The following is a 23,365-nucleotide window of genomic DNA, read 5'->3' as shown; positions in this document are numbered from 1 at the left end:
TCATTTTTTTATAATAATTTCCATCACTCTTATTTTTTAAGTTCATTTTAATGTAAGCATTAACTTTCATGAATTAAGTTAAACAACTATTAATTAATATTTTAAAATATTAAAATAGGTAATGAGTTAAAACTTATATCTTTTAAGGTAATCTAAAATTAGATTAAAATTTAGTTTTGTATATCAATTAAAAACAAACAAAAACATGTCAATTTTAACAATAATATTAAGCATTTTATTACCACCTGTAGCAGTACTTTTAAAACATGGTTTAGGTAAAGAATTTGTAATAAATGTTTTATTAACCATTTTAGGTTGGTTACCAGGAGTAATACACGCATTTTATGTTAACAGTAAATAAAAAAATATGAACACAAAAAACACAAAATACAATCCAGAAATTACAAAAGAAGATTTAAAAACTTTAGGTGATAAATCTGGGAATTTAAGAAATGACAATAGTGATGATGAGCTACTAAAAAACAAAGTAAATGATACCGATTTTGAAGGTAAAGATTTAGATGTACCAGGTAGAAAATCATTAATTAAAACATCTAAAAAAAGTTTAAAAGATGAAGAAAATCAACTTTATAGTTTAGGTAGTGATGATAATGAGAGTTTAGAAATTGATAGTGTTGACTAATTTAAAAAATAACGTAATAAAATTCTATCCCTTTTTTAAATAACATTTTTAAAATACTATATTTGAAAGTATAGATTATTTATAATGAAAAACGAAACTTTTGACAAAGCCAGAGTAATAAGTTTTAGTGATGCTGTTTTTTCTATAGCAATTACTTTATTAGTGCTAGAAGTTGTTATACCAAGCTATAAAGAATTAAAAACAGGAGATACTTTATTAATTCTAAGAAATAGAATACCAAGTTTTATTGGCTTAGTAGTTAGTTTTATGGTAACTGCTATTTATTGGGTTTCTCATTTACGTATTATAAAATATGTTTCTAGCATTAATAGTAAGTTATTATGGCTAAATATAATGCTACTATTTTTTATTGTACTTCTCCCCTTTTCTACAGCTTTCTATGTAAAAGGCTTTTCTTACAATGGTCCATTTGCTTTTTACTGTTTTAATCTTTCTGCTATTGGGCTTTTTAACGTTTTAATGAATTTTTATATCATTAAAAAAGAAAAAGGTTTAACTGGTATTTCAGCTACTTTAGGTAAATATTATAAATTAAGAGCTTTAAACGGATTTTTAGTTTGGGTTATAGCAGGTTGTTTGGCTTTTACTTTACCTATGTTTTCTAGATTTTTATTTATTTTCTTATTTATAAGTGAAATTTTTATAACCAAATACTTCAAGAAAAAATTGATGAAAGAAAGAAATATATAAGCCTTACAACTTATTTACCCACTAAATATTTAATTGAAACATCATTTATAAAAACATTTTCTAAGACAAATTTATCATCATTTAAATAAACCATAGCAAACGTAATATTTGTTTTTAAACTATCTCTTCTATTATTTATCCTTACCAAATCTTCTGCTGGTTTTGCCTTAGATTCTTCCATATAAAAACGATCAAAAGGTAAATTAAATCTTAATTTATTATTGTAATTATCATACCAACTTACCTCAGCTTTCACATAATTATTATCAATTTCTAATTTTGTTTTGCTAACAGTTTTTAAAGTAGCAAATCCTAAACTATCGTTTAAATAAACATAAATTTCTTGTTTTCTTTCCCAAATTGTATCTTTAGTATTAAATGAATTTATATCATAATTCATTCTGATATATTTACCTCTAAAAGGATCATTAGGATCTATTGGTTCTGTTAAAAACTTAAGAGCTTTACCATTTTTTAGTGTATTTTCTTGATCGTAAATCATTTTTGTTGGCGCTAATAATTGCAATATTGCTACCAATAAAAAAAGTATAAAAATTATTTTTTTTGATTTCATTCGATAAAATTTAAGCATTCTTTTTTATTTTTTTTGCCAATAAATAGTTAGTAGAAAAGAAACCAACACCTACTAAAATAAATAACAAACCACGTACAACAAAAGACATATTTGTATCAAAAAAACGAGTTATTATTAATGCTGTAATAATTAACAATCCGTAGTTTAATAAAGTAAAATTGATTGTATCTACTCCTTTTTTTATAGTTGTTACTCCTAAAGCTAAAATTGTAAAATTTATAAGGCTAAGAGCAACAGTAACATCAAAATAATGAACAATAAATATAAAAATCATTATTATTGATGCAGATTGAAATAGTTTTTGATACCCTTTATTTTTGAAGAAATTATTTTTAAGCAGCACAAAAACAGTACTTAATACCAATATAATTACAATTAATATTTCTTTAATTTCTAAATTAGAAACATCTATATTTTTATACCAAAAACTTTTAGAACTCGCTAATAATAAAGTTATCACTAAGCCTATTGAGCCAATAACTAAAAATCCATTTTTAACTAATCTTGTTTTATTATTTTTTTTAAGTAATCCAATGTTATAAAGTAATCCAAATAGTAAGATGTATAAAATTAATTCAAACAAAAAATTTGAATTGATAAATGCACCAAAAACGATAATAAAACTTAATGGAAAAAGCCAATTTAAAAGTGAAGTATAATTTTGTACAACCTCATCTTTTAGAAGCATTAAATACTTTGGTAAAAGAATTGCGATAATCAACAAATACATCCAAGGAACTTTTCTAATTCCAGAAAAATTATAGCCAACATCAATACTATAAACTGTAGCAAAAACCAATATTAATAAAAAAAGTGCTTTTGATTTTAATAGATAAATTAACGGTACACAAAGTAAAATCCAAGTCAATAAAAAAGAACTTAAATTTCCAGGAATATTATAAATCTGACTTACTAATGAAATTGAACTACCAACTGCAAAAAACAAAAATACTCCAGACGATTCTAACCAAGTTTTAGATTTTTTCTTTAGTAATGAATAACCCACAATTATTTGTCCAACTAGAAGTGGTAAAAAGGCAAGAACTGTTTTAGTAATTTTAGAAAAATTATCCCAATTATGAGCCAAAACCAATATAATTCCTAAACCAACCAAAAGGCTACCAATAACTCCAAAAATGGTTAGAAGTTTATTGCTTTGGTTTGGAGATTTAGAATTGTAATACGTTTCTATTTTATCTGCAACTTCTATAGAAATTACTTCGTTCTTTACTAGAGTTTGTAATTCTCTTATTAATTTAGAATTCATAATATTTTTTTTAAAGTTAGTAATTTTAAACCTCATAAACCTTAATTTATGAGGTTTTGGTTAACAACCATTATCAAACTAACTACTCTTCTAGTTCTTTTTTAGTTTTAATAAAATCTATATCTCTTGCATTTTTCTGTACTGTAATTGCCCCAAAAAGACTTAATAAATAAGAGATTCCGTAAAAACCTTTTTCACTCAAAGTTAAATCTGCATTTCTTAGACCAATGATTAATAAAAGCAAAGCAACAATTACAACTACCCAACTTATACTATAATACATATCACTCACTTTTAAACTTTCTGCTTTATCTCTTACAGCTTTTTGCAAAGAAATTACAGCATAAATCCCCATTAATAAAATAGCAAAGTAATATCCTTTTTCATTGAGTTGCATACTTGCATTCCATAAACCAATACAATAAGAAAGTAACCCAATACTAACAACACCCCAAGTTGCACCTACATAAGCAGATGTTGGTTTTTGATTCATTTCTGCAATTAATTTATTTTTTGTTTTCTGTTTTTTAGTTTCTTCATTAGATGAAACTGTTGTTTGATAATTCATAATTTTAGTTTAATAATTACATTGCAAATTTGGTTTAGAAATTTAACTTGGTAAAAACATAATTAAGTAATTACTGACGATATAAATTTAAAATTTTAATATAAATATCAATTATTTTGTATTTTAGTTAAGTAATTACTGACGACATAATGATCGATTTAAAACAAATACTAAATTCATTTACAGAAGAAAAACAACAAGATTTTATTTATTATCTAGATAAAAAGAACAAAAGAAAAGATGCTAAAAACATTCAGTTAGTTAAGCTTTTAATAGATGATAACTTTTCTTCTAAAGAAATTTGTTTAAAACTATATAGTAAAGAAAACAAAGTAGCTTTACACGCTTTAAGAAAACGTTTATTTAAATCTTTAATCGATTATACAGCAAATATTAATTTAAAAGAAGAAAACTCTATTGATATTTCTTTAATAAAACACATTATTTCTGCTAGATCTTTTTTAAAAAAAGGGCAATATAAAGTAGGTTATAAAATTTTAGATAAAGCAGAATTAATAGCTATCGATTATCAATTATATACGATATTAAATGAAATATATCACACTAAAATTGAATATGTAAATCATTTAAAAACTATTGATATTGATGAAATCATTCTAAAATTTAAAGAAAATCAACAGCAACATCAATTAGAAGAAAGATTAAACATTGCTTATGCTAAGATTACAAAAACTTTAAATGAAATTGAACATCAACAAAAAATTATTGATTTAAAATCTGTAATAGAAACCGTTTTTAAAGAAAATCAAATTACTATTTCTAATGAATTATCATTTAAATCTTTATATCAAATTATAAAAATTACAAATATTTCTACCATTCAAAATTTTGAGTATTGGAGCATAGAACCATTTTTATTAGAAACTTATCAAATTTTAAAAAATCATAAGGCAAAAGACAAACAGTTATTTTATCACATAGAAGTGTTGTATGTAATTGCGAATACTTTATTTAGAAATAAAAAGTTTAAACAATCTCTAGAATATTTAGAATTGATGTACCTACATATGCATCAAAATAAAAAAAAACATTATAAAGACTTTTATCTAAAACATCAATTACTTGTATCTTTAAATTACAATTATTCTGGAAATCAAGATTTTGCCATACAACTTTTAACACCTTTTATAGATCAAAAAAAATTAGACATTGTTTCTCAACTAGACATTTACTTATCGTTAATCGTTTTTTATGCACAGAAAAAAGAAATAAAAAAAGCGCAAAGTTTATTTTTAAAATTTTATCACACAGACAAATGGTATATTGATAAAGGAGGATTTGACTGGACAATAAAAAAGAATTTAATCGAAATTTTATTACAAATAGATTTAGGTAATATTGATGTTGTAGACTCTAGAATTTTAAGTTTTAAACGTAATTACAAGGAGTATTTAAAAAACATACATCAAGAAAAAGTAATTAATTATTTAAAATTAATAGAAACTTATTATAAGAATCCAGAAATTGTTACGTCAGAAGAATTTCATCAAAAAGTGGAGAAATCTTTTACTTGGTTAGATCACAAAAAAGAAGATATTTTTATAATGAGCTTCTTTGCTTGGTTAAAAGCAAAAATGACGAAACAAAACGTTTATGATGTTACATTAGAATTGATAAATAAAAAATAATTTCAACTATTATAAGTGGCATAATCTTTGACTAACTAAAACAATATAAATTAAAAATTCGCCTAATGAAAATCAGTAAAATATTTGTTTTAAGTATACTGTCAATATTATTATTTAGCTGTAGTAAAGATGATGAAATTGAGGCTGGTTTTACAAGCATCGATTTACAAAAAATTGATGGTAACAGCACTAAAACTTGGCAAGTAGAGCGTTTTTATAGTAATTACGATTCGAATATTTTAAGCGAATATAATGATTGCTATACAGACGATACTTTTACTTTTTACAAAGACAATAATGAAGCTGAAGCCAATTTAGGCGCTGTTAGCTGTTTTTTTGATAACCCAACAGAACAAGCAGCTACACTAACCTATTCTATAAACGAATCAGAAGGTCGTGTTTTCTTAAACGTAAGTAGAGGCGAATCTTTCAATAACAGTTTCCAATCTAGATTAACGATTCTAGAACTGCAAGAATTAACGGAAAACAGAATGCTTTTTGCTTCTGGTGATAAAGGAAATTATATGCAAACCTTAATTCTTACAGCAATAAACTAATTATTTATGTCTGCCTTTTAACTCTGCTTCAATATCTTTTAAGGTAAATCCTTTTGCTTGTAACAACATTAAATAATGAAATAATAAATCTGCAGATTCGTATAAAAACAACTCGTCATTATTATCCATAGCTTCAATTACAGTTTCTACTGCTTCTTCTCCTACTTTTTGGGCAACTTTGTTTATCCCTTTAGAAAACAAACTAGCTACATAAGATTTTTTAGTGTCTTTGTTTGCAACTCTTTCTGTTATAACATCTTCTAAAGTAGAAAAGAAACCATAGTTTTGGTTGTTTTCTCCACTCCAACAAGTATCAGTTCCTGTATGGCAAGTTGGTCCTTTTGGATTTACAAAAATTAATAAAGTATCATTATCACAATCAAGTTTAATATCAACTAAATTCAAAACATTGCCACTTTCTTCACCTTTGGTCCAAAGTCTATCTTTAGTTCTAGAAAAAAAAGTAACTAATTTAGTTTCTTGTGTTTTTGCAAAAGCTTCTTCATTCATATAACCCAACATCAACACATTTTTAGTTGTTGCATCTTGTATGATTGCTGGCACTAAACCATCGTTATTTTTATTAAAATCTATATTCATTATTTTAATTTTAATTCCATTTTTATATCTGCTGTAACAAAATGAGTTTCTTTAACTTCTACATGCTCAAAACCATATTTTTCATAAAGTTTTAAAGCATTTTGTAATTTAGAACTCGATTCTAAAAAAATTGTTTCAGCTTTGTTTTGTTTGCACAAATTAATACCAATTTGCAATAATTTATTCCCTATTCCTAATCGCTTATATCCATCACTAACAGCAAACTTTAAAATTTCATAAGTTGTGTTATTTATAGGATTTAAACATATAGTACCAACAATATTATTATCTAAATGAGCCAAAAATATAGTAGCTCCATTTTTTATAAATTCCTCAGGATTGTCTAATAAATAATCATCAGCTTTTTCATAAAGTTCAAATTTCTTAAGCCAATGTAGATTAAGTTCTCTGAATTCTTTTTGATACTTATTCTTATATTCTATAATTTCTAAACCCTCCATTTGTATTATAAACGAACAGGAATATTTTGTTCTTTTAATGCTTGTTTTAATTCTAAAATCGGAATTTCACCAAAATGAAAAACGCTTGCTGCCAAAGCTGCATCAGATTTTCCATCAATAAAAGTATCTGCAAAATGCTGAATTGTTCCTGCTCCACCAGAAGCAATAATTGGTATGTTTAGCAATTCTGATAAATGTGCCAAAGCTTCATTTGCAAAACCTGCTTTTGTTCCATCGTGATTCATAGAAGTAAATAAAATTTCTCCTGCTCCTCTTTCTTCAACTTCTTTTGCCCAATCAAATAATTTAATATCAGTTGGTATTGTTCCTCCTGCTAAATGCACAAACCATTCTCCATCAATCTGTTTTGCATCAATAGCAACAACCACACATTGACTCCCAAATTTATCTGCCAATTCACTTACCAATTCTGGCCTTTTTACTGCGGATGAATTTATAGAAACCTTATCTGCACCGCATTTTAATAAGGCATCTACATGCGCTACAGAAGATATTCCTCCACCAACTGTAAACGGAATATTTACTTGCTCAGCAACCTTTAAAACCATATCTAAAGTAGTTCCTCTATTTTCTAAAGTAGCTGCAATGTCTAAAAAAACCAATTCATCTGCACCTAAATCTGCATATTGTTTTGCTAAAACCACAGGATCTCCTGCATCTATTAAATTCACGAAATTAACACCTTTTACAGTTCTTCCGTTTTTAATATCTAAACAAGGTACTATTCTTTTTGTTAACATTTTTTATAGCTTTTGGCTCTAGGCTTTTGGCTGTTCGCAAATAGCAAACTGCTAAAAGCAAATGACTATTTTTTTATTATAAAATTCTCTAATTGTTTTAAACTGATTTTATTTTCATAAATCGCTTTACCAATAATTACTCCTTCACAGCCATTTTCTGCTAGTTTAGGAATTTCATCAAAAGTAGATATTCCACCAGAAGCAATTAATTTTAAAGGTTTTACTTCTGATAAAATCTCTTTATAAATATCAAAACTTGGACCTTGTAACATACCATCTTTAGAAATATCTGTACAAATTACATACTGAATTCCTTTCTGCTGATAGTCTGTAATAAAAGGAATTAACTCTAAAGAACTTTCTTCTTGCCAACCATTTGTTGCAATTTTTCCTCCTGAATTATCAGGATAAAAATCGGCACCTAAGATAATTTTCTCTGAACCATATTTAGCAATCCAACTTTCAAATATTTGTGGATTTTTAACAGCAATACTTCCTCCCGTAATTTGATTTGCGCCTGAATTAAAGGCAATTTCTAAATCTTTATCAGATTTTAATCCTCCACCAAAATCAATTTTTAAATTGGTTTTAGAGGCAATTTGTTCTAAAACTTTATAATTAATAATCTGGCTTGCTTTTGCACCATCTAAATCTACAACGTGTAAATATTCGATTCCTGCAGCTTCAAATTCTTTAGCAACTTCTAACGGATTTTCGTTATAAATTTTCTTGGTATCATAATCCCCTTTTGTTAAACGAACACATTTTCCGTCTATGATGTCTATTGCTGGTATAATTCGCATATAATTTTTCTTTAATCTACGATTTCTTTAATTTCTTTATCTGATATTTTTAAAGCTTTAGGTAATTTAATAACTCCAGCTTCATCTAATACTATATATCTTGGTATCCAATCTAAATCTACATATTTTGATAGTTCATTTTCCCATCCCTCTTTTATGTAATAATGATCTCCTTTTATTTTCCAATAAGTTATAGCTCTTTTCCAACGTTCTATATCTTTATCCAAAGAAATATAAACAAAGTCTGTATTTTTTGTTTTTCGCTTTAATTTCTTAGCAGCAGGCACATCAATAATGCAATCTCTACACCAAGAAGCCCAAAAATCAATCACTATTTTTTTTCCTTTATGTAACTCCAAAATTTCACCTAAAGAAACTACTTTACCTTCTAAACTAGTTACTTTAAAACTTAAGAGTTCCTTAGAAAAAGGCTTGTCCTCTAAATGTACAGGAACTGGATTATTTTGAGCATAACCTGTAATTAAAAAACCAAATACAATTACAGACATTAAAATTTGTTTTTTCATAGCTATAGTAATTTAAATGTTCAAGAAGTTTTTCAAAATTTGTTCACCTGATTTTGATGATTTCTCTGGATGAAATTGAACTCCATAAAAATTATCCTTTTTTAATGCTGATGCATATTCGATTTCATAATCTGTAGTTGCAATAGATTCATTACATTCTTCTGCGTAAAAACTATGTACCAAATACATAAATTCTTTTTCTTTAATACCAGCAAACAATTCAGACTCTAGGTTGTAAATTACATTCCATCCCATTTGAGGAACCTTTACAGCATTCGAAAACTTTTTAACATCAACATTAAAAATTCCTAATCCTTTTGTATTTCCTTCTTCTGATGAGTTACACATTAGCTGCATACCTAAACAAATACCTAAAACTGGTTGTGTTAATGTAGGAATCACTTTATCTAAACCACTTTCTTGCAACATTTTCATTGCAGAACTTGCTTCTCCTACTCCTGGGAAAATTACTTTATCTGCAGCTTTTATTTCATCAATATTATTCGATAAAACAGCATCAATCCCCAGACGTTTAAAGGCAAATTGAATGCTTTTTATGTTTCCTGCTCCGTAATTTATAATTACTAATTTCATTTTTTAGCTTTTGGCTTTTACCTATTAGCTACAAGCTAACAGTTAAAGGCAATTTTATAACACTCCTTTTGTTGATGGTAAAAACATTTTGTTAGCATCTCTTTTTACGGCCATTTTCATTGCTTTTGCAAAGGCTTTAAAAATTCCTTCTATTTTATGATGCTCATTATCACCTTCTGCTTTAATGTTTAAATTACATTTTGCACCATCTGTAAAGGATTTAAACAAATGTAAAAACATTTCTGTTGGCATATCTCCAATCATTTCTCGTTTAAAATCTGCATCCCAAACTAGCCAAGGTCTACCACCAAAATCAACAGCTGCTTGCGCCAAACAATCATCCATTGGCAAACAAAAACCATAACGTTCTATGCCTAATTTATTACCTAATGCTTTGTGAAATAATTCACCTAAAGCAATCATAGTATCTTCTATTGTGTGGTGTTCATCAACCTCTAAATCACCATCAACTTTTACAGTTAAATCCATAGCTCCATGTCTACCAATTTGATCTAACATGTGATCGAAAAATTTAACTCCTGTATCAATGTCATTTTTACCAGAACCGTCTAAATTTAGTTTAATGTAAATTTTAGTTTCGTTGGTATTTCTGGTAATTTCAGAAACTCTATCTTCTAGCTTTAAAAACTCGTAAATTGCTGCCCAATCTGTAGACGTTAAAGCAATACAATCTAAAATTTCTTGTTTAGAAGTTTCTATTTCATCTGCTCCTAATTCTGGATTTTCTGATAAATAAATACCTTTTGCACCAAGGTTTTTAGCCAGCTCCATGTCTGTAATTCTATCACCCAAAACAAAAGAATTTTCTAAATCATAATCGTTAGAAAAATATTTAGTTAATAAACCTGTTCTTGGTTTACGAGTTTCTGCGTTTTCATGCGGAAAAGTTTTATCAATACATATTTCAGAAAAAATAACACCTTCTTTTTCGAATGCAGAAATTACTTTATTCTGTGCAGGCCAAAATGTATCTTCTGGAAAAGAATCTGTACCTAAACCATCTTGGTTGGTAACCATTACCAGTTCGTAATCTAATTCTGAGGCAATTTTTGCCATGTATTGAAATACTTTTGGGTAATATTCTAATTTTTCTAAACTATCTAATTGATAATCTACAGGTGGTTCTAAAACTAAAGTTCCATCTCTATCTATAAATAATACTTTTTTCATTATTATAATGATTTTAAAGCTCTGATTAATCTTTGATTTTCTTCGCAAATACCAACACTAATTCGCAAGCAATTTTCGCATAAAGGTTGTGTAGTTCTATTTCTAATTACTACACCATATTCTATTAATTGTCTATAACGCTTATTAGCATCATCTACTTTAAGGAGTAAAAAATTACCATCTGAAGGGTATACTTTTTCTATAAAACTTATACTACTTTCTAATTCTTGTTTTAAACGTTTTCTTTCGCTAATTAGCTGTGCAACTTCGTTATTAATTTCATCTATTTTTTGCAAACGATTAACTGCTCTTTGTTGCGTTAATTCATTTACATTATAAGGTGGTTTTATATTGTTTAAAATTTTAATAATTGCTTTAGACGCATAACAAACACCCAAACGAATACCTGCTAAACCATAGGCTTTAGACAACGTTTGTGTAATTATTAAATTAGGAAATTTCTCTAATTTTTTTAACCAACTTTTTTGGGTTGAAAAATCGATATAAGCCTCATCAATAACTACTAAACCTTTAAATTTTATTAGTAATTCGTGTATTGATTTTTCTGTAAAACTATTGCCTGTTGGGTTATTGGGTGAACATAAAAATAGAATTTTAGTATTTTTATTTACTGTACTTAAAATTTCTTTAATATTTGGCTGAAATTCAGTACTCAATAAAACCTTTTTATTTTCAACGTTGTTTAAATCTGCTAAAACAGAATACATACCATAAGTTGGTGGTAAAGTAATAACATTATCTACTTTTGGTTCACAAAAAGCTCTGTAAATTAAATCCAAAACTTCGTCACTACCATTTCCTAAAAGTATATTTTCTACATCAACTCCTTTAATTTCAGATAAAATATCTTTTACACCAAGTTGTTGCGGATCTGGATAACGATTTACACCATTTTCGAAAGGATTTTCATTGGCATCCAAGAAAATCATATCATTATAGGTTAGATCTTTATATTCGTCTCTTGCAGATGAATATGGTTTTAAAGATTTAATATTTTCTCTTACTAGGTTGTTGATGTTAAAGTCTGTTTTCATACTTTAAAGACTCCGAAAAAGGAGTTTTAGTTACAAATTATTTTTGCAAATTTTTTAATCGAATAGAAACTGCATTTTTATGTGCCTGTAACCCTTCTGCTTCTGCCATTAATTCAATTGCGTTTCCTATGTTTTTAATTCCTGTTTTAGATATTTTTTGAAAAGTAATACTTTTTGTAAAACTATCTAAATTTACACCTGAATAGGCTTTAGAAAAACCGTTTGTTGGTAATGTATGGTTTGTTCCAGAGGCATAATCTCCTGCACTTTCTGGAGTGTAATTACCTATAAAAACAGAGCCTGCATTTGCAATATTATCTATATAATAATCATTATTATTTGTACAAACAATAAAATGTTCTGGGCCATATTCATTAATTAATTCTAAAGCTATTTCATCATTTTCAACAAAAATAGATTTAGAATTGGCAATTGCTTTTTCAGCAATTTCTATTCTTGGTAATACTGCTAATTGTTTTTCAATTTCTATTTCAACTTCATTAATTAATTCTTTTGATGTTGAAACTAAAATAACTTGACTATCTGCTCCATGTTCTGCTTGACTTAATAAATCTGAAGCAACAAAACTTGCATTTGCAGAATCGTCTGCAACTACTAATAACTCACTTGGTCCTGCAGGCATATCTATTGCTACACCAAATTTAGTTGATAGCTGTTTTGCCACTGTTACATACTGATTACCTGGACCAAAAACTTTATAAACTTGTGGTATAGTTTCTGTACCAAAAGTAAAACCTGCTATGGCTTGAATTCCGCCAACTTTTATAATTTTAGTAACGCCACATAAATTTGCTGTGTACAAAATTGCCGGATTTATTTTACCTGCTGCATTTGGTGGAGAGCACAATACAATTTCTTTACAACCTGCAATTTGAGCAGGAACTGCCAACATTAATACTGTTGAAAATAAAGGTGCTGTGCCTCCAGGAATATATAAACCAACTTTTTGAATTGGTCTTTTTTCTTGCCAACATTCTACTCCGTTTGCAGTTTCTACAAAAACTTTTTCTGTTTTTTGAGCTTTATGAAAATTAGTAATATTTACTTTGGCTAATTGAATAGCTGCTTTTAAATCTTCTGAAACTAAATTTATAGCTTCTGTAATTTCTGCTTCTGTAACAATATTGTTTTCTAAAGAAATACCATCGAATTTGGCTGTATATTTCTGTACAGCTTTATCTCCATTTTTCTGAATATCAGCAAAAACTTCATTTACTACACCTTCTATATCATCAACTGTTTTTGTTGGTCTTTCTAAAATTTGAGACCAAGTTTCTTTTGATGGGTTATTAATAATTTTCATAATAATTACTCTTTATAAACTTGCGTAAGCGTTAGGGATTGAAACGACATCCTTTTTGTTTTTCACAAAAAGATATAGTGTAAAGCCCGTTAAAACGCCCTAATAAAAAAATTAAAGCACCATTTTTTCGATTGGACAAACTAAAATACCTTCTGCTCCATTGGCTTTTAATTCGTCTATAATTTCCCAAAACTCATTTTTAGATATTACAGTGTGTACTGAGCTCCAACCTTTTTCTGCTAATGGCAAAACAGTTGGACTTCTCATACCTGGCAATAATTTTAGAATGCTTTCTAAATTATCATTAGGTGCATTTAATAGGATATATTTTGAATTTCTACCTTTTAAAACAGATTGAATTCTAAATTGAATTTTCTCTAAAATTGCTTTTCTTTCTGCATTGATTTGAGGTGAAACTGCTAAAACCGCTTCTGATTTTAATAAAACCTCAATCTCTTTTAAACCATTTTTAAATAGTGTACTTCCACTAGAAACGATATCGCAAATACCATCTGCTAAACCAATATTGGGTGCAATTTCTACTGAACCGTTAATTTTATGCAATTGAGCATCAATGTTTTGTTCTTTTAAAAACTTTTTTACAGTTTCTGGGTATGAAGTTGCAATTCGTTTGCCTGCCAAATCTTTTAATGAACTTGCATTTGATTCTTTTGGCACAGCAATAGAAACTTTACATTTAGAAAAACCTAAACGTTCTACAAACTGAATATCGTTTCCTTTTTCGATTAAAACGTTCTCACCAATTATGGCTGCATCTACTACTCCGTCTTTTAAATACTGAGGAATATCGCCATTTCTAAGATAAAAAACCTCTACAGGAAAATCTCTAGCAGCTGCTTTTAATTGATCTTTACCATTATCGATAGAAATACCAATGTCTTTTAAGATTCTCATTGAATCTTCATTTAATCTACCTGATTTTTGTACTGCAATTCTTAAGTTACTCATTTTTGTTTTTAGTTTGGTTTGAGCAAATTTGATTTTTAAAATTAAAAAACCTGTTTGATTTGCTCAAACAGGTTTATAAATATCTTGACTTTATTCAATACATTTTTAAATCGCTTGAGAGCAATTGTAAAAATGATGATGATGATTTTGAATAAATTTCATTTACTTTATTAATTATACAAATATTCAAATTTTATTTTGATAAAACCAAATGAAGTGACTATAAAATTTAGTTAAATATAATATTTATCAAGATTTGATTTTTTGTTTGATTTTTAATAAAAAGTAGCGAAAATGATAATACAATTCCCTAATTACATCAGCCTAAATAAATATAAAAACAGCAATTAACACAAAAACTACAATTTGCATCCATTTTAAATACAAACCAATTTTTTGATTTTCTTTGATTTTTTCTGAAATTGTACCTGCTAAAATTGCAATTGTAGAAAAAATTACAAGTGAAACTAACATAAATACAAAACCTAAAACATAGAATTGAATTACAGTAGAAATACTTTCTGAAAATAAAAACCCTGGAAAAAATGCTAAAAAGAAAATAGATACTTTAGGGTTTAATACATTCATAATAAACCCTTGTTTAAATAATTGTGTGGTAGTTTTTTGTTCTACATTATCTTTAGAAAGAATAATATTAGCATCAGAATTATATACTTTGTAAGCTAAATACAGTAAATAAATGGCACCAAATAATTTAATTGCAAAAAATATATTTTCTGATTTTTTTATAATTGCAGAGACTCCAAATGCCAACAAAGAAGTATGTACTAAACAGCCAGAAATTAAGCCAAAAACTGTAGCTAAACCAAATTTTCTGCCATTTACAATACTTTGTGTTAATACAAAAATATTATCTGGACCTGGAGAAAGTGCTAGTATAAATGTTGCAAAAGCAAAAGACAAAAGAGTTTCTAACACTATTTAATATTGGTTAATATTTAATTTTCTATCAAGCTATTACTAATCAATGTAGCTGCTTTCTTTTCAAAATCGATGTAATTGTAAGCCTCTTTTTTATTTGCTTTTAGCGCTTCTAATCTTAACTCATAATCATCATTACTAATACTTTTTATAGCATTCTTAATATCTTCTGATGAATTACAAATAATCATACCTTTAGCATCAAAATATTTTTCAATATTAGGAGCTCCCCAATAAATAGGAACTGTTTCACACAGAAAACAGTCTATCAATTTTTCTGTAAAATAATTTGATTCTTGATTATTTTCTATAACAATAGAATATTTATAAGGTGCTAAACCATCTTCTTTATTATCAAAAGGTTTATAACCACGCCCCATTATATGCGCTTCTGAATTATTATTTCGTAAATAATCAACAATTTCGTGTCTTAATTTATGACCAATTAAATTCTTTTTATTTGACGCAATAAGTGAAATAAGGTGTTTTTTATTTGTGTTAACTGTATCTATATCCTTTAAAAAAGTACTTCCATAAATATAGAAAATTCCATTATTTATACTCTCTAGTAATTTTTCTGATTTTGTAAGAATCTTATAAAACCTCCAATTAAGATAATGAGATAGATTAATATATTTTTGATGTATAATATCTGGTTCACAAATTATTACTGATAGTTTCGCTTTAACTCCAAAACGCGGGAATAAAAAAACTGATTTTCTTGGGTTTGTTATAATATGGTCTGTTTTTTCCATATCTGCAACAACACCATTCTTTAATCTTTCTGGTCTACCAAGTGGCCAATGTAAATCATCTAAAGACATATTACGAAGTCCAAAGTTTGGGAATTTTCCATAAGGAATAAGACCTATTGCTGGTTTAGAGTTCATCTTAGTATAAATTTAGTAAAAAAAATAATTTAATTCTTTTTGATTTTTTTAAAGTTCAAAGGAAAAATAAATATTCAATTTCTTTGAGATTAAACTGAATAATATAACATCATCTTTATAAAACTACTTTTTTAAAATTGCTTTATTAATTCTTTTTACCAAGCTTGGACCTTCGTAAATAAAACCTGTATAAATCTGAACCAAATCTGCACCTGCATTTAATTTATCTAAAGCATCTTGTTCTGAATGGATACCTCCTACTCCAATAATTGGAAAAGATTTATTAGAATTATCTGCCAAATATTTAATCACTTTTGTGCTTTGATTTTTTATTGGCTGGCCACTTACACCACCATTACCAATCTCTTTTAAACGTGCTTCTGAAGCTTTTAAATTACTTCTATTGGTTGATGTATTTGAAGCAATTACACCATCAATTTTTGTCTCTGCAACTAGCTCTATAATCTCATCAAGCTGAACATCATTTAAATCTGGTGCAATTTTTAATAAAATTGGCTTTTGTTTTTCTTCTAAATTATTTAGTTTCTGGCATTCTGTAATTAACTCAACCAAATAATCTTTATCATTTAATTTTGCATGACTACCAACATTTGGGCAACTTACATTCAACACAAAATAATCTACATAAGGATGTAAACCTTTAAAACATTCTTTATAATCTGCTGTGTAATTTTCTGGTAAAGTTTGGGTGTTTTTACCAATATTACCACCAATAATTACTTTGCCTTTATTCTTTTTTAACTGTTCAATTGCAATGGCTAAACCTTCATTATTAAACCCCATTCTATTGATAATTCCTTGATCGTCTTTTAAACGAAATAATCTTTTTTTAGGATTACCAACTTGGCCTTTAGGTGTTACAGTACCTATTTCTATAAAACCAAAACCAAAATTTGCCAATTCATTATATAAAACTGCATTTTTATCGAAACCTGCTGCTAAACCAACTGGGTTTTTAAATGTTAATCCAAATAAATTACGTTCTAGTTTTTTATCATTTACTTGATAAAGGTTTCTAAAAAGATTTGGTACTAAAGGTATTTTAGATAAAAATTTAACCAAAGAAAATGTAAAATAATGTATTTTTTCTGGGTCAAAAAGGAAGAAAAATGGTCTTATTATTAATTTGTACATAATTTACTTTTATAAAAAAAGCTCCTAAAAAGGAGCTTTGTAATTATCTTAAAACAGCTTCTAAATTTTTCTCGAAACTTTGTTGTAATTTTTGCATTATTTTATCAATCTGCTTGTCTTCTAAAGTTTTGGTTTCGTCTTGTAAAACAAAACTAACAGCGTAAGATTTTTTACCTTCTGGTAAATTATCACCTTCATAAACATCAAACAAATCTACTTCTTTTAAGAGTTTTCTTTCTGATTGAAATGCTAAATTATATACCTCTTTAAATTCGGTTTTAGAATTTAACAATAATGCTAAATCTCTTTTTACTGCAGGAAACTTTGTTAAACTAGCAACTTTAACATTTTTATTACCAGAGAATTTTAAAACATTATCCCAATTAAAATCAGCAAATAAAACCTCTTGTTTTATACCAAATTCTTTTAAAACATTTCTTTTTACAACTCCAAATTCTGCAATTTTAATTTTACCTAAACTAAAAACTAAACCTTCTGAGAAAACATCGTTTTTAACAGGAGTAGCTTTTAATTTCTGAATCCCTAATCTTTCTAAAACTGAAGTTATTACTCCTTTTACATAAAAGAAATCTGAAGGGTTATTGTTTGATTGCCAAGAATCTTTTGTTCTATTACCTGTAACAAAAAGCGTTAAATGCTTATCTTCTTGATATTTATCACCATATTTATGGTAAGTTTTACCAAATTCATAAAACTTTAAAGCCGTATTTTTTCGGTTTAAATTATAAGATACAGATTCTAAACCACTAAATAACATTGATTGACGCATTACAGCTAAATCGTTACTTAACGGATTTAACATCATTACTTTAGCATCATCACTTATACTTTCTGATAGAGAATTGTACTCAGGTTTTGTTAATGAATTAGCCATAGTTTCGTTAAAACCTAAAGCACTTAACTGGTTTGCAACTATGTTTTCTACTTTTGTATCATTATTAGAATCAAAAGAAATAGAAGTATTTAATTTATATGAAAACTCAATATTATTGTAACCATATACTCTTAAAATCTCTTCTATAATATCTGCCTCTCTTTGAACATCTGTTCTATAAGATGGTATTGTTAGTCCTAAACCACCTGCAGTTTCACTATTAATTTTAATTTCTAATGAAGCTAAAATGTTCTTGATTTTTTCTTTCGGAATTTCTTGACCAATTAACCTATAAGCATTATCGTAGGAAAGAAATACTTGAAAATCTTCCATTTTAATAGGATAGAAATCAGAAATATCTGATGCCAATTTACCACTAGCATATTTTTCAATTAACAAAGCTGCTCTTTTTAAAGCATACTCTGTCATATTAATATCAATTCCTCTTTCAAAACGAAAAGATGCATCTGTGTTTAAAGCATGTCTTTTTGCTGTTTTTCTTACAGAAACAGGATTAAAATATGCACTTTCTAAAAATATTGAATTTGTATGTTCTGTAACTCCAGATTTTAAACCTCCAAAAACACCACCAATACAAAGTGGATTTCCATCAGTATCACAAATCATAATATCATCTGCAGAAAGCTCTCTTTCTACTTCATCTAGTGTTGTAAATTTTGTACCCTCTTCTAAAGTTTTAACAATAATCTTATTACCTTTAATTTTCTGGGCATCAAAAGCATGTAAAGGCTGACCTAATTCATGCAAAACATAGTTGGTAATATCAACTATATTATTTTTAGGTGTAATACCAATTGCTTTTAATCTATTTTTAATCCAATCTGGTGAGTCTTTAACCTCTACATCAGTAATAGTAATACCACAATAACGAGGTACTAATTCTTTATTCTCTACTTCAACATCATAACGTAATGTTCTTTCATCTACATGAAAATCACTTACAGATGGCGATATTAATTCTAAATTTAAATCATTTTGTAATAAGCCAGCACGTAAATCTCTTGCTACCCCAAAATGACTCATAGCATCAGATCTATTTGGTGTTAAACCAATTTCGAAAACATAATCAGTTTCAATATCAAAAACTTCTGCAGCAGATGTACCTGGTTTTAAATCAGCTTCTAAAACTAGAATTCCATCATGTCCTTTACCAAGACCTAATTCGTCTTCAGCGCAAATCATTCCATGGCTTTCTTCTCCTCTAATTTTACCTTTTTTAATTTTAAATCCTTCGCCTTTTTCATCATATAAAATAGTACCAATTGTGGCTACAGGTACTTTTTGACCAGCCGCAACATTTGGTGCTCCACAAACAATTTGCACAGGATTTTCATCGCCTAAATTAACAGTAGTTACTTTTAATCTATCTGCATTTGGGTGTTGAATACAAGTTAAGACCTCACCAACAACCACTCCTTTTAAACTACCTTTAATAGATTCTATCTTTTCAATTCCTTCAACTTCTAAACCTAAATCCGTTAAAAGTTCACCAGTTTTTTCAGCTTCCCAATCAACTTTTAAAAATTGCTGTAACCAATTATACGATATTTTCATTTATTTTTTTATGATGATATTTAATCTGCGAATTTAACCAATTTTAAGGTTATATTAAACATATTCATTATAATTTTGCCCTTAATAATGTTCGCAAATTATTGTAATTTCATTTTTTCTAAAAAAGAGTTAGTAATGAGGATTTTTTTATTGATAATCAGTATTTTAATATTTATTTCTTGTGATAAAAAAACAGAAATAAAATTAGATAAAGGTACTTACAGAGCCATTTTAAAGGTGAAAAACAACCAAGAATTACCATTTATTTTTAAAGTTGAAAACGATTCTTTAATCACTATTATTAATGCTGATGAAAAAATTATTGTTGACGAAATTACTTACAGCAATGATTCAATTACTATTCAAACACCTGTTTTTGAAGGTTATATTATTGCTAAAATTGCAAATAACACATTAAAAGGTAGTTTTATTAAACCTAGTTTAGACAGAGTTGTACCTTTTGAAGCAAAAAAAGATAGTGTCCGATTTTCATCAACCCAAAAAGAATCAGTTAATATTTCTGGTAATTGGCAAACTGTTTTTAGTGATAATAATCCTGATGAAAGATACATTGCCAAAGGAATTTTTAATCAAACAAAAAATAAAGTAACTGGTACTTTTAGAACAACTACTGGAGATTATAGATACTTAGAAGGTATTATTGACGGTGATTCTTTAAAGCTTTCTACTTTTGATGGTGCTCATGCATTTTTATTTACAGCAAAGGTTACAGATTCTACAATGAATGGTTTTTTCTATTCTGGAAATCATTGGAAAGAACCTTTTAGAGCAAAACTAAACAATGCTTATGAGTTGCCAAAAGAAGAAGATTTAACCTACATTAAAGAGGGGTACGAATATTTCGATTTTTCTTTTCCTGATACAAGAGGTAGAATTGTTGCTTTAAGTGATCCTGAATTTAAAGACAAAACTATCATCATTCAAATTATGGGAACTTGGTGCCCAAATTGTTTGGATGAAAGTAAGTATTTAGTAAACTATTTACAGGAAAATCCGAATGAAAATTTACAAGTAATTGCATTAGCTTTTGAAGTGGCAAAAACCAGAGAAATTGCTTACCAAAGAATTAAGCGTTTTAAAGAAAGAGTTGGTGTAGAATACCCTGTTTTATTAGCACAATTTGGTAAAGTTGCTGATAAAACTTTGGCGCAAAAAAAATTACCAATGTTAAACCATATTATTTCTTATCCTACCACTATTTTTATGGATAAAAACAGAAAAGTTAAAAAAATTCACACTGGTTTTAATGGACCTGCAACTGGTAAAAAGTATGAAGAGTTTAAAAAAGAATTTGAAGAATTTGTTCAAGAACTTTTAGAAAAACACAATATATAAAATAGATTTAAAAACTTTACAAAAAACTTATGTTAGCCAAATTTTTATCAAAAGAAAATAATCTGTTTTTTTTAATTTTTACTTTAATTTTAATTGTTACTATTATTGGGCTTCCTTTAGATTTAATAGATCCTGATGCTGCATTATACGCATCAATTTCTAAAAGTATAGCAGAAAGTAACGATTATATAAACCTATATTCTTTAGGTCATGATTGGTTAGATAAACCTCATTTACCTTTTTGGCTTACTTCAATTTCTTATAAAATTTTTGGAGTTACTAATTTTGCTTACAAACTACCAGCAGTGCTTATTTTTTTCTTCGGAATTTATACCACCTATAAATTCACTAAAAATAATTACAATACAAAAACAGGTATTTATGCTGCAATTATTTTAGCAACTGCAACTCATAGTATTATTTCTAATTTTGATGTGAGAGCTGAAGCTTATTTAACTGCATTTATGATTAGTAGCATTTATTATTTTGATGTTTACTTAAAAAACAAACGAATAAAACATTTAATTTTTGCCTGTCTTTTTTCTGCATTTGCAATTATGACTAAAGGTATTTTTGCGATGATTCCTATAATAGCTGCATTGGGTGGTGAGCTGTTTTTAAAAAGAAAATGGAAACAAATTATTAACCCTATTTGGTTATTAGCAACCGTACTAATTTTCATTTTTATTTTACCAGAACTTTACACATTATATGTTCAGTTTGATATGCATCCTGAAAAACTAGTTTTTGAACGAAACAATGTTTCTGGGCTAAAATTTTTCTTTTGGGATAGTCAGTTTGGTCGATTTTTTAATTCTGGCCCTATAAAAGGAACTGGAGATAAAACGTTCTTTTTACACACTATTCTTTGGGCTTTTTTACCTTTTGGAATCCTTTTTTATATAGCAACATTTAGCAAAGTAAAAAGAAACCTTAAAAAAATAATTACAAAAGAGGAATTCTATAGTCTTTTTGGATGTTTATCAGCCATATTTATTTTTTCTTTAAGCAAATTTCAATTAGCTCATTATACTAATATTGTATTTCCTTTTATGGCAATTATTGTTGCTGATTTTATTGACAAATTAAGTAACAATAAGAATGTTACTAAAAAAGGTTATGCTGTAATTTTCTGGTTTCAAAATGTAATTGCCATTTTAATTATCGGCTTTCTATTTTATGTAATGCAACCTGAATTTAACTTTGTATTTTTAGCAGTTTTAGCTTTTTCAATCTTTATATTCAGAAGTATTTACAAATCTAAAAACAGCTCAATTCAGAAGCTTTTTCTTGTTTCTACAGTATTGTTTTTAAATATTTACACCTTTTTATTCACACATTTTTATCCAACTATTTTACCATATCAAGGAGGTGTAAGTGCAGCTCGTTTTGTAAATAAAAATTATAAAGGCAAAGGAAGTTTGTTAAATAATATGAATCGTCATTTTGCCTTCGAATATTATTTAAAAGATAATTTTAAAAGAATTGATACTTTAAAAATCCATCAAGAAAAAGGACGTATTTTTTATCTTAATAATAAAGAAATTTATTTATTTAAAAGACAAAACGTAAATTTTAAAATAATAAAAGAAATCGAAAACTTTGCTGTAAGTAGAATTAATAATAAATTTCTGAAAAAAGACACTAGAAAAGAGGCTTTAGAAATCAGATATTTGGTAGAAGTTAAATAAAAAGCTACTCTTTTGCTATTTGTTTTGCAAACAACTTCTGATCTACTTTATTAAACAGCAAATAATACAAATTTGCCAGTGTAAAACCAATTAAAGTGCCCAAAGTAATATCCAAAGGAAAATGCACTCCTAAATACATTCTACTATATGCAAAAAATAATGGAAAAATTAAAATGAAGTAAATGTATTTGAATTTATCTTTAAGCAAAAGGATTACAAATACAGAGAAAAATGTAGATGTTGTTGCGTGACCAGATACAAAACTAAATCCACCAGGAGAATAAGTAAAAGTTCTTATGATATGATTTATTTCTGGATTGTTATTTGGTCTTAATCTTTCTACAGAGTTCTTAATTAAATTTACAAACTGATCAGAAAAGGCTACTAAAACTATTAGAGATAATATTACAAAACCTCCACGTTTTAAACCAAAAAATTTAAATATTAAGATAATAACAAAAAGGAACAATGGTGCCCAATTAAATTGTTTGGTTATTGCCAACCAAAAAGGGTCCCATTGTTCACTTCCTAAACTATTTAAGAATATTAATAATTCTTGATCTTTTTTAATTATAAAATCGAACAA

The 23,365-nt window shown here is 27.3% G+C and carries 25 protein-coding genes; 7 read left to right on the top strand and 18 right to left on the bottom strand.

What is annotated here, in order from left to right; genetic code table 11:
* Positions 1-205 precede the first annotated feature (205 nt).
* The 3 genes from ACJJVK_RS12130 to ACJJVK_RS12120 all read left to right on the top strand — a co-directional run bounded on the left by ACJJVK_RS12130 (position 206) and on the right by ACJJVK_RS12120 (position 1,354).
* Positions 206-361 carry a YqaE/Pmp3 family membrane protein gene (locus tag ACJJVK_RS12130; protein WP_215995084.1) on the top strand — a complete coding sequence of 52 codons (156 nt, stop codon included), beginning with the start codon at positions 206-208 and terminating at the stop codon, positions 359-361.
* Positions 362-367: 6 nt separating this feature from the next.
* Positions 368-643, top strand: coding sequence for a hypothetical protein (locus ACJJVK_RS12125; protein ID WP_405566268.1), 276 nt, complete (start codon positions 368-370; stop codon positions 641-643).
* An 84-nt stretch (positions 644-727) separates the two neighbouring features.
* Entirely contained in the window at positions 728-1,354 is a 627-nt protein-coding gene (locus ACJJVK_RS12120; RefSeq protein ID WP_405566266.1) for a TMEM175 family protein, read from the top strand.
* Between the two features lie 10 nt (positions 1,355-1,364).
* Here the strand turns inward: ACJJVK_RS12120 and ACJJVK_RS12115 are convergent, their stop codons facing one another.
* The 3 genes from ACJJVK_RS12115 to yiaA all read right to left on the bottom strand — a co-directional run bounded on the left by ACJJVK_RS12115 (position 1,365) and on the right by yiaA (position 3,784).
* Positions 1,365-1,928, bottom strand: a complete 564-nt coding sequence (locus tag ACJJVK_RS12115; protein WP_405566265.1) for a GDYXXLXY domain-containing protein — start codon at positions 1,926-1,928, stop codon at positions 1,365-1,367.
* Between the two features lie 10 nt (positions 1,929-1,938).
* Positions 1,939-3,216, bottom strand: coding sequence for a DUF2157 domain-containing protein (locus ACJJVK_RS12110; RefSeq protein ID WP_405566263.1), 1,278 nt, complete (start codon positions 3,214-3,216; stop codon positions 1,939-1,941).
* A gap of 82 nt (positions 3,217-3,298) precedes the next feature.
* Positions 3,299-3,784 (bottom strand): inner membrane protein YiaA, encoded by a 486-nt coding sequence (gene yiaA, locus ACJJVK_RS12105; RefSeq protein ID WP_215995079.1) that lies wholly within the window; start codon positions 3,782-3,784, stop codon positions 3,299-3,301.
* 149 nt (positions 3,785-3,933) lie between these two features.
* Between yiaA and ACJJVK_RS12100 the strand changes: the two genes are divergently transcribed.
* Together ACJJVK_RS12100 and ACJJVK_RS12095 are read left to right on the top strand one after the other, a co-directional pair.
* On the top strand, positions 3,934-5,433 hold the full coding sequence (locus ACJJVK_RS12100; protein WP_405566262.1) for a hypothetical protein: 1,500 nt from the start codon (positions 3,934-3,936) through the stop codon (positions 5,431-5,433).
* A 65-nt stretch (positions 5,434-5,498) separates the two neighbouring features.
* On the top strand, positions 5,499-5,990 hold the full coding sequence (locus ACJJVK_RS12095) for a hypothetical protein (RefSeq protein ID WP_405566260.1): 492 nt from the start codon (positions 5,499-5,501) through the stop codon (positions 5,988-5,990).
* Here ACJJVK_RS12095 and hisIE read toward each other — a convergent pair whose 3' ends face one another.
* The 14 genes from hisIE to pheT form a co-directional block, all read right to left on the bottom strand.
* The gene (hisIE, locus tag ACJJVK_RS12090; RefSeq protein ID WP_405566259.1) at positions 5,991-6,590 is read right to left on the bottom strand and encodes a bifunctional phosphoribosyl-AMP cyclohydrolase/phosphoribosyl-ATP diphosphatase HisIE; all 600 of its coding nucleotides are present in this window, start codon (positions 6,588-6,590) and stop codon (positions 5,991-5,993) included.
* Complete coding sequence (locus ACJJVK_RS12085; protein ID WP_405566258.1) at positions 6,590-7,051, bottom strand: GNAT family N-acetyltransferase; 462 nt, start codon at positions 7,049-7,051, stop codon at positions 6,590-6,592. The genes hisIE and ACJJVK_RS12085 overlap by 1 nt, the downstream gene beginning before the upstream one ends.
* A 5-nt stretch (positions 7,052-7,056) precedes the next feature.
* On the bottom strand, positions 7,057-7,812 hold the full coding sequence (hisF, locus tag ACJJVK_RS12080) for an imidazole glycerol phosphate synthase subunit HisF (protein WP_405566257.1): 756 nt from the start codon (positions 7,810-7,812) through the stop codon (positions 7,057-7,059).
* Positions 7,813-7,877: 65 nt separating this feature from the next.
* Complete coding sequence (gene hisA, locus ACJJVK_RS12075) at positions 7,878-8,615, bottom strand: 1-(5-phosphoribosyl)-5-[(5-phosphoribosylamino)methylideneamino]imidazole-4-carboxamide isomerase (protein WP_405566256.1); 738 nt, start codon at positions 8,613-8,615, stop codon at positions 7,878-7,880.
* Positions 8,616-8,626: 11 nt separating this feature from the next.
* Positions 8,627-9,142 carry a TlpA family protein disulfide reductase gene (locus tag ACJJVK_RS12070; protein WP_405566255.1) on the bottom strand — a complete coding sequence of 172 codons (516 nt, stop codon included), beginning with the start codon at positions 9,140-9,142 and terminating at the stop codon, positions 8,627-8,629.
* A gap of 12 nt (positions 9,143-9,154) precedes the next feature.
* Positions 9,155-9,736 (bottom strand): imidazole glycerol phosphate synthase subunit HisH, encoded by a 582-nt coding sequence (hisH, locus tag ACJJVK_RS12065; RefSeq protein ID WP_405566254.1) that lies wholly within the window; start codon positions 9,734-9,736, stop codon positions 9,155-9,157.
* Between the two features lie 54 nt (positions 9,737-9,790).
* Positions 9,791-10,927 carry a bifunctional histidinol-phosphatase/imidazoleglycerol-phosphate dehydratase HisB gene (hisB, locus tag ACJJVK_RS12060; protein ID WP_405566252.1) on the bottom strand — a complete coding sequence of 379 codons (1,137 nt, stop codon included), beginning with the start codon at positions 10,925-10,927 and terminating at the stop codon, positions 9,791-9,793.
* Positions 10,928-10,929: 2 nt separating this feature from the next.
* The gene (gene hisC, locus ACJJVK_RS12055; protein WP_405566250.1) at positions 10,930-11,982 is read right to left on the bottom strand and encodes a histidinol-phosphate transaminase; all 1,053 of its coding nucleotides are present in this window, start codon (positions 11,980-11,982) and stop codon (positions 10,930-10,932) included.
* Positions 11,983-12,019: 37 nt separating this feature from the next.
* Complete coding sequence (gene hisD, locus ACJJVK_RS12050; RefSeq protein ID WP_405566248.1) at positions 12,020-13,306, bottom strand: histidinol dehydrogenase; 1,287 nt, start codon at positions 13,304-13,306, stop codon at positions 12,020-12,022.
* Between the two features lie 111 nt (positions 13,307-13,417).
* Entirely contained in the window at positions 13,418-14,275 is an 858-nt protein-coding gene (hisG, locus tag ACJJVK_RS12045; RefSeq protein WP_215995067.1) for an ATP phosphoribosyltransferase, read from the bottom strand.
* A 324-nt stretch (positions 14,276-14,599) separates the two neighbouring features.
* The gene (locus ACJJVK_RS12040) at positions 14,600-15,214 is read right to left on the bottom strand and encodes a LysE family translocator (RefSeq protein WP_405566246.1); all 615 of its coding nucleotides are present in this window, start codon (positions 15,212-15,214) and stop codon (positions 14,600-14,602) included.
* A gap of 20 nt (positions 15,215-15,234) precedes the next feature.
* Positions 15,235-16,107, bottom strand: coding sequence for a glycosyltransferase family 10 domain-containing protein (locus ACJJVK_RS12035; RefSeq protein WP_405566244.1), 873 nt, complete (start codon positions 16,105-16,107; stop codon positions 15,235-15,237).
* A 123-nt stretch (positions 16,108-16,230) separates the two neighbouring features.
* Complete coding sequence (locus ACJJVK_RS12030) at positions 16,231-17,262, bottom strand: quinone-dependent dihydroorotate dehydrogenase (protein WP_405566242.1); 1,032 nt, start codon at positions 17,260-17,262, stop codon at positions 16,231-16,233.
* 43 nt (positions 17,263-17,305) lie between these two features.
* Complete coding sequence (pheT, locus tag ACJJVK_RS12025) at positions 17,306-19,732, bottom strand: phenylalanine--tRNA ligase subunit beta (protein ID WP_405566240.1); 2,427 nt, start codon at positions 19,730-19,732, stop codon at positions 17,306-17,308.
* A 135-nt stretch (positions 19,733-19,867) separates the two neighbouring features.
* Between pheT and ACJJVK_RS12020 the strand changes: the two genes are divergently transcribed.
* Positions 19,868-21,088, top strand: coding sequence for a peroxiredoxin family protein (locus ACJJVK_RS12020; RefSeq protein WP_405566238.1), 1,221 nt, complete (start codon positions 19,868-19,870; stop codon positions 21,086-21,088).
* 29 nt (positions 21,089-21,117) lie between these two features.
* Positions 21,118-22,779, top strand: coding sequence for an ArnT family glycosyltransferase (locus tag ACJJVK_RS12015; RefSeq protein ID WP_405566236.1), 1,662 nt, complete (start codon positions 21,118-21,120; stop codon positions 22,777-22,779).
* Positions 22,780-22,783: 4 nt separating this feature from the next.
* Here the strand turns inward: ACJJVK_RS12015 and ACJJVK_RS12010 are convergent, their stop codons facing one another.
* Complete coding sequence (locus ACJJVK_RS12010; protein ID WP_405566234.1) at positions 22,784-23,365, bottom strand: phosphatase PAP2 family protein; 582 nt, start codon at positions 23,363-23,365, stop codon at positions 22,784-22,786.

Source organism: Polaribacter sp. Asnod6-C07 (assembly GCF_045063625.1).
Lineage (GTDB): Bacteria > Bacteroidota > Bacteroidia > Flavobacteriales > Flavobacteriaceae > Polaribacter > Polaribacter vadi_A.
This window is presented reverse-complemented; position numbering and strand designations above follow the sequence as displayed.

Coding starts and splice junctions, on each gene's coding strand:
- ACJJVK_RS12130 (WP_215995084.1), top strand. CDS start 206: ATGTCAATTTTAACAATAATATTAAGCATTTTATTACCACCTGTAGCA.
- ACJJVK_RS12125 (WP_405566268.1), top strand. CDS start 368: ATGAACACAAAAAACACAAAATACAATCCAGAAATTACAAAAGAAGAT.
- ACJJVK_RS12120 (WP_405566266.1), top strand. CDS start 728: ATGAAAAACGAAACTTTTGACAAAGCCAGAGTAATAAGTTTTAGTGAT.
- ACJJVK_RS12115 (WP_405566265.1), bottom strand. CDS start 1,928: ATGAAATCAAAAAAAATAATTTTTATACTTTTTTTATTGGTAGCAATA.
- ACJJVK_RS12110 (WP_405566263.1), bottom strand. CDS start 3,216: ATGAATTCTAAATTAATAAGAGAATTACAAACTCTAGTAAAGAACGAA.
- yiaA (WP_215995079.1), bottom strand. CDS start 3,784: ATGAATTATCAAACAACAGTTTCATCTAATGAAGAAACTAAAAAACAG.
- ACJJVK_RS12100 (WP_405566262.1), top strand. CDS start 3,934: ATGATCGATTTAAAACAAATACTAAATTCATTTACAGAAGAAAAACAA.
- ACJJVK_RS12095 (WP_405566260.1), top strand. CDS start 5,499: ATGAAAATCAGTAAAATATTTGTTTTAAGTATACTGTCAATATTATTA.
- hisIE (WP_405566259.1), bottom strand. CDS start 6,590: ATGAATATAGATTTTAATAAAAATAACGATGGTTTAGTGCCAGCAATC.
- ACJJVK_RS12085 (WP_405566258.1), bottom strand. CDS start 7,051: ATGGAGGGTTTAGAAATTATAGAATATAAGAATAAGTATCAAAAAGAA.
- hisF (WP_405566257.1), bottom strand. CDS start 7,812: ATGTTAACAAAAAGAATAGTACCTTGTTTAGATATTAAAAACGGAAGA.
- hisA (WP_405566256.1), bottom strand. CDS start 8,615: ATGCGAATTATACCAGCAATAGACATCATAGACGGAAAATGTGTTCGT.
- ACJJVK_RS12070 (WP_405566255.1), bottom strand. CDS start 9,142: ATGAAAAAACAAATTTTAATGTCTGTAATTGTATTTGGTTTTTTAATT.
- hisH (WP_405566254.1), bottom strand. CDS start 9,736: ATGAAATTAGTAATTATAAATTACGGAGCAGGAAACATAAAAAGCATT.
- hisB (WP_405566252.1), bottom strand. CDS start 10,927: ATGAAAAAAGTATTATTTATAGATAGAGATGGAACTTTAGTTTTAGAA.
- hisC (WP_405566250.1), bottom strand. CDS start 11,982: ATGAAAACAGACTTTAACATCAACAACCTAGTAAGAGAAAATATTAAA.
- hisD (WP_405566248.1), bottom strand. CDS start 13,306: ATGAAAATTATTAATAACCCATCAAAAGAAACTTGGTCTCAAATTTTA.
- hisG (WP_215995067.1), bottom strand. CDS start 14,275: ATGAGTAACTTAAGAATTGCAGTACAAAAATCAGGTAGATTAAATGAA.
- ACJJVK_RS12035 (WP_405566244.1), bottom strand. CDS start 16,107: ATGAACTCTAAACCAGCAATAGGTCTTATTCCTTATGGAAAATTCCCA.
- ACJJVK_RS12030 (WP_405566242.1), bottom strand. CDS start 17,262: ATGTACAAATTAATAATAAGACCATTTTTCTTCCTTTTTGACCCAGAA.
- pheT (WP_405566240.1), bottom strand. CDS start 19,732: ATGAAAATATCGTATAATTGGTTACAGCAATTTTTAAAAGTTGATTGG.
- ACJJVK_RS12020 (WP_405566238.1), top strand. CDS start 19,868: ATGAGGATTTTTTTATTGATAATCAGTATTTTAATATTTATTTCTTGT.
- ACJJVK_RS12015 (WP_405566236.1), top strand. CDS start 21,118: ATGTTAGCCAAATTTTTATCAAAAGAAAATAATCTGTTTTTTTTAATT.